Here is a 7,642-nt window from a genome sequence, read left to right on the forward strand (position 1 = left end):
GCGTCAGGCTTCAAGCGCGCGCTTGGCGGCAGGCATGAGGCCGGCCACACCGATGGCACAGGCGGCCATCGCGACCACCACGACGGCGCCCGACGGCAGATCGAGCACCGCCGAGATGGCCAGGCCCAGCAGGTAGGCCGTCGCGCCGAGCCCCCACGCCACCGGCAGTCGCCACCGGGTGGGCGCGCGCCGCACTGCCAGGGCCGGCATGATGAGGCTGCTGAAAACCAGGTAGACGCCCACCAGCTGCACCGAGGCCGTCACCGCCAGCGCGAAGACGACATAGAAGCCGGTGCTGCCCAGCCGCTCACGGGCGCCGAACCACAGCGCGAGCAAGACCGCCGTGAGGGCGGCCATGCCGAGCAGCTGCGACGGGGTCACCCACAGGATCTGGCCCACCAGCAGGTCCTTGAGGTGTTCGCCGCCGTGCGGGTTGCCGGCCAGCAACAGCAGGCCCACGCTGCTGGCCAGCACGAACAGGGCGCCGATCAGGGCTTCCTGCACGTCGGGCCAGCGGCGCTCCAGCCAGGTCATCAGTGCGGCGCCCACCAGCGCCGCCGAGGCGGCCGCCAGCTGCACGCCCCAGCCCTGCGCTTCCCAGCCCAGGGCATCGGCCGCGATCACGCCCAGGCCGGCAATCTGGGCAATCGCCAGGTCGATGAAGACAATGCCCTTGCGCAGCACCTGCATGCCCAGTGGGACATGGGTGGCGAGCACCAGCAGCCCGGCCACCAGGGCGGGGCCGACGATGCTCCAGTCGAGCGGGTGCCAGTGGTCGAGCATCGATGCGCCTTACTTCGTGGGGCCGGCGGCCTTGAGCAACTGGTCCATGGTGTCGTCGAACAGGCCAAAGAGGTCCTTGGCCCGCTCGCTGCCGCCCACGGTGTAGGGCAGCGTCACCACGGGGATGCGGGCGCGCTCGGACAGCCACTGCGCGCCCCGGCCCTCGTTGTATGCAGCCCGCAGGATCATCCGCGCAGGCTGTTGCTGCAACTGGCGCAGCACATCGGCCAGATGGGCGCTGCTGGGCTCGACCCCGGGCTTGGGTTCGAGCGCGGCGACCTGCTGCAGGCCCAGCCATGCTTCCAGATAGGGGAAGCCGCGGTGCTGCACCGCAATCGGCACGCCTTTGAGGGGTGCGGCGGCTTGCGTCCAGCGCTGCGTTGCCGCCTGCCAGCGGGTCTGGAAGTCGGTGAGCCGGTTGCGATAGTGCGCGGCGTTGGCGGGATCGAGCTGGGCCAGCCTTTGCCCCAGCGCCTGTGCCACCAGCCCGATGTTGCGCGGATCGGTCTGGATGTGGGGGTTGCCGGCCGCGTGCACGTCGCCGTCGGCCCGGTCGAGCCGGGTCGGCACATCAAGCTTGCGCACGAAGTCGGCCGCCATCAGCTGACCGGGCTTGCCGTCGTCCACGGCGGGGTTGGCGGCCTGGCGCAGCAGCACGGGCAGCCAGCCCGCTTCCAGTTCCGCGCCGGTGCACACCAGCAGGTCGGCCTTGCGAACGGCCGCGATCAGGCTGGGGCGGGCCTGGATCTGGTGCGGGTCCTGGAGGGCCGTGGTGGCGGTGTAGACGGTGGCCTTGTCGCCGGCCAGTTCGCGGGTCAGCGCGGCCCATTCGGGTTCGCACGCGAAGACCTGCAGGGCGTGGGCCGGTGTGGCGAGCGTGGCGGCCAGGGCCAGCCCCGCTGTAGCCCCTGCCGATTGCAAGGCCCTCAAGGAGCGGTGATGCATGGTGATCTCCCTTGGCATGTCAGAAGGCGTGGGCGCCATGGGCCCCCAGGCTCATGATGTACTGCAGGAAGATCTGGTTGTCCTTGATGCCACCCAGACGGACCTGATCCTGGTTGTACTGCAGGCGCCAGCGGCTGAACTCGCTGAGCGACCAGTCGAGCATGGCGCTCGTGCGCTTCGGCTTGTGGTCCGGGTTGGTCATGAAAGTGCCGTTGCTGGCGTAGTTCACGGTGCCGCTGTCGAGCTGCTCGTGGCGCAGGCCCACGCGCCAGCGCGGCATGAACTGGTAGACGCCCTGGACGTACCAGCCGGATTGGGCGCTGCGGTAGGCGTCCGAATTGGCGCTCACACCGTCGTCATTCAACGCGTAATTGACGTTGCCTGTTTCCTTCCGACGGAAGTACTCGCCCTGTAGCTTGAAGTTCGTGCGCGTGGCGTTGCCGTTCGGCGCCCACTTCCACACGCCATCCAAGGCCCAGATGCGGCTCTTGCCGGTGAAGCTGTTGCGCACCGTGTCGCCATCAAGGTTGGTGTCTTGCCACTCCCGTCCCTGCGCGCTGGTTTGCAGCCAGCTTGCGCCGGCACGCCAACTGTGGCTGACGCCGATGTCGCCACCCGTGTGGGCGGTCAGGGTCAGAGCGTCCGCCGCATTGCGGTTGCGGTCTGTGCCCGGGAAGCCACTGCCCCGGCCCAATTCCAGCCCGAGCTGCACGAACTGGTCGGTGGGCAGCACCCAGCGGCCCTGCACGCCTTCCTGCTTGAACTGCCCACCGAACATCGCCTGGTACACCACGGGCGCATCCACGAAGTCCCAGGTGTGAGCGTGCTGCTCGTTCAGGTAGCCCAGGCCCGAGAAGAAGCGGCCCGCCTTCACCGTCGCGCCCGCCGGCAGGGCACGGGTCTGCAGGAAGGCTTCCTCCACTTCGACTTCGCTGTCCGGTGTCACCGCGAGGATGGCGCGACCGTAGAACCAGGGGTCGATGTTGGCGCTCAACACGAGTTCCGACTCGGCCAGGCTGAAGCCGCGGTCGCCCGGGCCGATCTCGTCGCCGCCGGGCTGGAAGCCGCCAATCGACCAGCTCTCCGGGTCACGCTGCAGGTTGGTGTAGACCCCACTGAGGATGAGCGACACCTGCGGGTTGAAGCTGTTGTCGGCCGCCTGACGCGCCTTGCGGGCGAAGGTGGCCGGCGGTGTGGCGGGTGCCGGGGCAGGCATTGCGGCGTCGGCGGCGGCGTCTGCAGCTTGCGCGGTGTGCTTCGCTGGCTGCGCGGGTTGGGCTTGCGCTGCTTTCAGTTGCGCTTCAAGGGCCTGGATGCGGGCGTCGTACTGCGCGCGCAATTCGTCCAACTGGCGTTGCACATCGGCCAGCGTGGGATTGGCGAGTGCGGGGCTCATCAGTCCGACCGAGGCCATCGCGAGGGTCATGGCGCGGACACGGGCCGCAGAGAGAGAGGGGGCAAACATGAAAAAACTCCACGCCCGGCGCACGTCAAGGCGCGCCGGGTCAGACAGACACGGGTTGCAGGAGCCGGTGGGGCCCTGCGTACAAAACAGAACGGTGTCAGCCGAGGGAAGGAGGTGCGCGGGCCAGGTAGGCCGCCGGTGCGGCGGTCGTTCGGTCCGTGGGCAACACGGCCACAGTGGGGCCATGTTGCAAGGCCAGCAACGGCGCCATGGTGGTGTCGCTGGCCACGGCCTGGTCGCCGGCGTGGAAGGCCAGGCAGTCGAGACAGATCTGGTGTGCCGCTGCACCCTCTTCACCGTTCAGGTGATGGGCCACACCGTGGCGCAGTGCCCCCTGCTGCATCAGCAGCATCAACACGGCCAGCAGCAGGTGCCAGCCCCAGCGGGGGACCTTGCGGAGCGTCATCGGCGCTTACTGTAACTGCATCGGCCGGGCGCCTGCCACGCGCGGGGCCGCAGGCGCGCCGCCCTGCTGGGCCAGAAACTTAGCCGGGTTCTGCTGCACCGCTTCCACCAGCACCTCGAAGTGCAGGTGCGGGCCGGTCGAGCGCCCGGTGTTGCCCACTTCGGCGACGTGCTGGCCACGCTTGACGATGTCACCTTGCTTGACCAGCATGCGCGAGGTGTGGGCGTAGCGCGTCATCAGGCCCTTGCCGTGTTCGATCTCCACGAGCAGGCCGTACTGAGGGTGCGGTCCGGCCGACACGACGACCCCCCCCGCGGCCGCAAGGATCGGTGTGCCGACATCGGCTGGGTAGTCGAGCCCGGTGTGCAACGCCGGGCGGCCAGTGAAGGGGTCGGAGCGGAAGCCGAAGCCGGATCCCACCGGGCCGTTCACGGGGGCCGAACTGGGCACCATCAGCGCCTCCAGGCGTTTCTCGAACAGGCGCGATTCGATCAGTGTGAACACGTCGGCGTGCCGGTCGCTCAACGACTGCAGATCGTCCAGGCTGTGGTTGAGATCGTCGAGGGAAGCGGCCGATGCGCGGGGCTCGCGCAGGCTCACCAGCGGGCCGCCCGCCGGGCCAGCTGGGGCGGCTTCCATCCGCTTGAGCTCATCAGGCTTGATGCCTGCCATGCCGGCCACGCGCTCGCTCACGGTCTCCAGCCTCAGCAGGCGGGCCTGCAGGTCGCCGACCTTCTCGGCCATGGCGTCGAGGTTTTCTCGCACATAGCGGTCGCGCTGCGCGCGGTCCTGGCGCTCGAAGTAGCGCACGGCTTCCGAAATCACCGGCCAACGTTCATGTGCAGCCTTGAGCACGACCGCGTGGTACAGCGCCAGACTCAGCACCATCATCGGAATGGTGAGTGCCAGCAAGGTCAGCACCAGGCCCCAGGGCGTGAACTGCACAATACGGGGGCGGCTGAGCGCGCTCGTCGTGATCAGAATCTGCATGGCCGTGTTGCCCCTTCACCTCGAACTGCTGTACATCTGTCCCTCATGAGCACGCGAGACAAGCCTCCCACCGGCGCGCGTCCGTCCGGAACCTTCCGGCCGGCCGTGCTGCGGCCCATGGTGCCTGACGTCCCGCCTGTTCAGAACGCCATGCAGCGTGCGGGCGCGTTGGGCAGCCTGCTGTCGCGACTGAAGGCGTCGCAGGAATGCCTGGAGGTCGTCAAGGCCTGTCTGCCGCCAGCAATGGCGGCCCACGTGCGGTCCGGCGCTCTGGATGACGAGGGCTGGACCCTGCTGGCCGCCAACTCGGCCGTGTCAGCCAAGCTGCGCCAGCTTCAGCCCGACCTGATGGACGCGCTGAAGAAAAAGGGGCTCAAGGTTAACGCAATCAGGGTGCGGGTTCAAAGGCAGTGAACCCGTCGGGGTGGGCCCGCGTTCAGGCCAGCAGCGGGGGCACCTGAGCGGCCCACGCCTGGCGCTGGGTCACGGCTTTGCCTTGCAGCACAAAGCCGAGCAGCCGCTCAGGGGCGTCTGCGGCGGCGAAGCGGGCTTCTAGCGCGTCGTCGGTCGTGGACACCTGCCATTGGCCCTCGGCGTCGGTGGGCGGTGGACACACTACCGTGGGACACGCCGGCGTCTTCACGGCCACCGGCATGGCGGGGTAACTCACCGGCGTGGGCTGGCCTGCGAGGGTGGCCGCCAGTGCCCGCGCCTGCTGCATCAGTGGCATCACATAGGGCAGCAACGTCCCTTCCACCTCGGCGCAATCGCCAATGGCGTAAACATGGGGCACCGTGGTGGCCAGCAGGCGGTCGACGACCACGCCGCGGGCCACCTTGGCGTGCGCGCCGGTGGCGAGGTCCGTGCGCGGCTTCAGGCCGATGGCCGACAACACCAGATCGGTCTCCAGCGTGGTGCCGTCGTTCAGCGTCACCACCAGGCCGTTCGGGCCCCGTTGCACCGATTGCGCGCCGACACCAAAGCGGAACTGCGCCCCGGCGGCCACCAGCTTGTCCTGCAGGCGCAGGCTGGCCTCGGCGGGCAACAGGCGGGGCAGGGCGCGATCGGCCAGGTCGATCACCGTGGGGGCGATGCCGCGCGCGAGCAGATCGTTGGCGAACTCGCAGCCGATCAGGCCCGCGCCCAGGATCACCACCCGCTGCACGGGCTGTCCGGTCGGGCCCTGTTCCAGGTGGTCGGCAAAGCGGGCGAAGTCGTCCAGGTCGTTCACGGACAGCACCGTGTCGGCGGCATTGCCCTCCAGCGGCAGGCGGATCGGGTCGGCGCCCAGGGCCAGCACCAGATCGCGGTAGGCCAGCGTCTCGCCGTTCGACAGGCTCACCGTGCGGGCCTCGCCATCGATGGCGGTGACGGTCGTGTGCGCCAGCACGCGGGCCTGCACCTCTTCGCCGATCTTCTCGGCCGGCTTCATTACCAGCGTCGCCGCTGTCTTCTTGCCGGCCAGCGCGTTCGACAGCATCGGCTTGGAATAGAAGCCGGCGTGGTCCCGGCTGACGACCACGATGGGGACAGCCGGGTCGGCCTTGCGCAGTTCGCGCGCCAGATTCCAGCCGGCCAGGCCAGCGCCGATGATGACGACCGCATCAGAAGACATGCGCTGCGCTCCGGTCAGATCTCGATCATTTCGAAGTCGGCCTTGCCGACGCCGCAATCGGGGCACAGCCAGGTGTCGGGCACGTCTTCCCACTTCGTGCCGGGCGCGATGCCTTCGCTGGGGATGCCTTGGGTTTCGTCATACACAAAGCCGCAAACGATGCACTGGTAGGTTTTCATGGCTACTGCTTCTGGAGAGGGGGGAGGACAGAACCGGGCATTGTGCGCGATGCGGGCAGAAACGCCGGGAAGCGGCCGTGCCACGAAGGGATCGTGCGTGACACCCGCCGCGGCACGAGCGTGAGATTTCCCCGCGCCGCAGTCTCTGGCACGCGAGGGTACCCCCCTACAATCGTCCAATACCTATCAAAGCAGCAACAGGAATGCATGTCGTGCGCCAGCTGAATCCGATGTCTCGCCTTCTCATCGTTTGCCTGTCCGCGAGCCTGGCCGTGGGGCCGGCCTTGGCGCAGCGACAAGGGATGTTCCCCGAGCCGGTCGCTGGTGATGCGCACACAGGCAGCCCTGATCTATCGGGCGGTGGACATTCTCTGCCACCCACGAACGGCGGCGGCATGGCGCCCTCGCTAAACGGCGGTGGCATGACGCCCACGATTCGCTCGCTCGATCCGCGTCCCGCTGCGCAACAGCCACCCCAGGGCCCGCAGCCGCCAGAGGCGCGACAGCAGACGTTGCCACCGAACGATTTTCAGCGCTTCGTGCTGGAAACTTCGGGACAAGCCTTGCCTCTGTATGGGCTCACCTTCTTCAATCAGGCCACAGCCACTTACGTGCCGCAGGGCAACGTTCCGGTGTCACCAGACTATCGAATGGGGCCGGGTGACGAAGTTCAGATTCGGGGCTGGGGCTCGGTGGACATTGACGTCCGCACCACGGTGGATCGCGACGGGCTGATCCACATACCACGTGTCGGCAAGGTCAACCTCAGTGGCATCCGGAGCGCACAGGCGGAAGATGTGGTTCGGGCGGCGGTCGGAAAGTACTACAAGGACTTCCAGCTCAGCGTCACGCTGGGGCAACTCAAGGGCATCACGGTGTACGTGGTGGGGCAAGCCCGCAAGCCAGGCTCGTACACCTTGGGCAGTACGTCGACCCTGGTGTCCGCGCTGTTTGCCAGCGGCGGCCCCAATCAGAACGGCAGCATGCGGCGTGTTCAGGTCAAGCGCGGTGACAAGGTCGTGACCGAGCTGGATCTCTACGCGTTCCTGGCAAAGGGTGAGAAGGCGGCTGACATTCGACTGCAGGATGGCGACACGATCGTGATTCCGCCTGCAAAAGGCTTCGTCGCGCTCTCGGGCAAGGTGACGAATGCAGCCGTGTTCGAACTGGCGCGAGAGGGCGAAACGCTGGGGGCCATGCTGGCCGTGGCTGGGGGACTGCCCGTGGTGGCCGATCCCAAGCGTGCGCAGTTGGACAGG

Annotated in this window: 9 protein-coding genes; 2 read left to right on the top strand and 7 right to left on the bottom strand. The window is 68.0% G+C overall.

The genetic code is table 11. The annotated features are described in order from the left end of the window. Positions 1–3 precede the first annotated feature (3 nt). From Q0Z44_RS13185 to Q0Z44_RS13205, 5 genes are all read right to left on the bottom strand, one after another. Positions 4–783 (bottom strand): metal ABC transporter permease, encoded by a 780-nt coding sequence (locus Q0Z44_RS13185; protein WP_298013472.1) that lies wholly within the window; start codon positions 781–783, stop codon positions 4–6. Positions 784–792: 9 nt separating this feature from the next. Next, the gene (locus tag Q0Z44_RS13190; RefSeq protein ID WP_298013474.1) at positions 793–1,728 is read right to left on the bottom strand and encodes a zinc ABC transporter substrate-binding protein; all 936 of its coding nucleotides are present in this window, start codon (positions 1,726–1,728) and stop codon (positions 793–795) included. A 19-nt stretch (positions 1,729–1,747) separates the two neighbouring features. Then, positions 1,748–3,193 (bottom strand): TonB-dependent receptor, encoded by a 1,446-nt coding sequence (locus Q0Z44_RS13195; RefSeq protein ID WP_298013476.1) that lies wholly within the window; start codon positions 3,191–3,193, stop codon positions 1,748–1,750. Positions 3,194–3,290: 97 nt separating this feature from the next. Then, complete coding sequence (locus tag Q0Z44_RS13200) at positions 3,291–3,599, bottom strand: hypothetical protein (RefSeq protein WP_298013478.1); 309 nt, start codon at positions 3,597–3,599, stop codon at positions 3,291–3,293. A gap of 6 nt (positions 3,600–3,605) precedes the next feature. After that, positions 3,606–4,589, bottom strand: a complete 984-nt coding sequence (locus Q0Z44_RS13205) for a M23 family metallopeptidase (RefSeq protein WP_298013480.1) — start codon at positions 4,587–4,589, stop codon at positions 3,606–3,608. A gap of 45 nt (positions 4,590–4,634) precedes the next feature. Between Q0Z44_RS13205 and Q0Z44_RS13210 the strand changes: the two genes are divergently transcribed. Continuing rightward, on the top strand, positions 4,635–5,003 hold the full coding sequence (locus Q0Z44_RS13210) for a DciA family protein (protein ID WP_298013482.1): 369 nt from the start codon (positions 4,635–4,637) through the stop codon (positions 5,001–5,003). 22 nt (positions 5,004–5,025) lie between these two features. On the opposite strand, the gene Q0Z44_RS13215 is transcribed toward Q0Z44_RS13210, so the two are convergent. Together Q0Z44_RS13215 and Q0Z44_RS13220 are read right to left on the bottom strand one after the other, a co-directional pair. Then, complete coding sequence (locus tag Q0Z44_RS13215; protein WP_298013484.1) at positions 5,026–6,204, bottom strand: FAD-dependent oxidoreductase; 1,179 nt, start codon at positions 6,202–6,204, stop codon at positions 5,026–5,028. 14 nt (positions 6,205–6,218) lie between these two features. Next, positions 6,219–6,383, bottom strand: coding sequence for a rubredoxin (locus Q0Z44_RS13220; RefSeq protein WP_298013486.1), 165 nt, complete (start codon positions 6,381–6,383; stop codon positions 6,219–6,221). A gap of 212 nt (positions 6,384–6,595) precedes the next feature. Here Q0Z44_RS13220 and Q0Z44_RS13225 point away from each other — a divergent pair. Beyond that, positions 6,596–7,642: polysaccharide biosynthesis/export family protein (locus Q0Z44_RS13225; RefSeq protein WP_298013488.1), on the top strand; the 1,047-nt coding region annotated here is incomplete at its 3' end.

The sequence above is a fragment of the uncultured Aquabacterium sp. genome (genome assembly GCF_947366995.1).
GTDB lineage: Bacteria > Pseudomonadota > Gammaproteobacteria > Burkholderiales > Burkholderiaceae_C > Aquabacterium.

What these genes read in the sequence shown, in the direction of transcription:
- Q0Z44_RS13215 (WP_298013484.1), bottom strand. Translation starts at nt 6,204, where the DNA reads ATGTCTTCTGATGCGGTCGTCATCATCGGCGCTGGCCTGGCCGGCTGG.
- Q0Z44_RS13220 (WP_298013486.1), bottom strand. Translation starts at nt 6,383, where the DNA reads ATGAAAACCTACCAGTGCATCGTTTGCGGCTTTGTGTATGACGAAACC.
- Q0Z44_RS13195 (WP_298013476.1), bottom strand. Translation starts at nt 3,193, where the DNA reads ATGTTTGCCCCCTCTCTCTCTGCGGCCCGTGTCCGCGCCATGACCCTC.
- Q0Z44_RS13185 (WP_298013472.1), bottom strand. Translation starts at nt 783, where the DNA reads ATGCTCGACCACTGGCACCCGCTCGACTGGAGCATCGTCGGCCCCGCC.
- Q0Z44_RS13190 (WP_298013474.1), bottom strand. Translation starts at nt 1,728, where the DNA reads ATGCATCACCGCTCCTTGAGGGCCTTGCAATCGGCAGGGGCTACAGCG.
- Q0Z44_RS13205 (WP_298013480.1), bottom strand. Translation starts at nt 4,589, where the DNA reads ATGCAGATTCTGATCACGACGAGCGCGCTCAGCCGCCCCCGTATTGTG.
- Q0Z44_RS13210 (WP_298013482.1), top strand. Translation starts at nt 4,635, where the DNA reads ATGAGCACGCGAGACAAGCCTCCCACCGGCGCGCGTCCGTCCGGAACC.
- Q0Z44_RS13200 (WP_298013478.1), bottom strand. Translation starts at nt 3,599, where the DNA reads ATGACGCTCCGCAAGGTCCCCCGCTGGGGCTGGCACCTGCTGCTGGCC.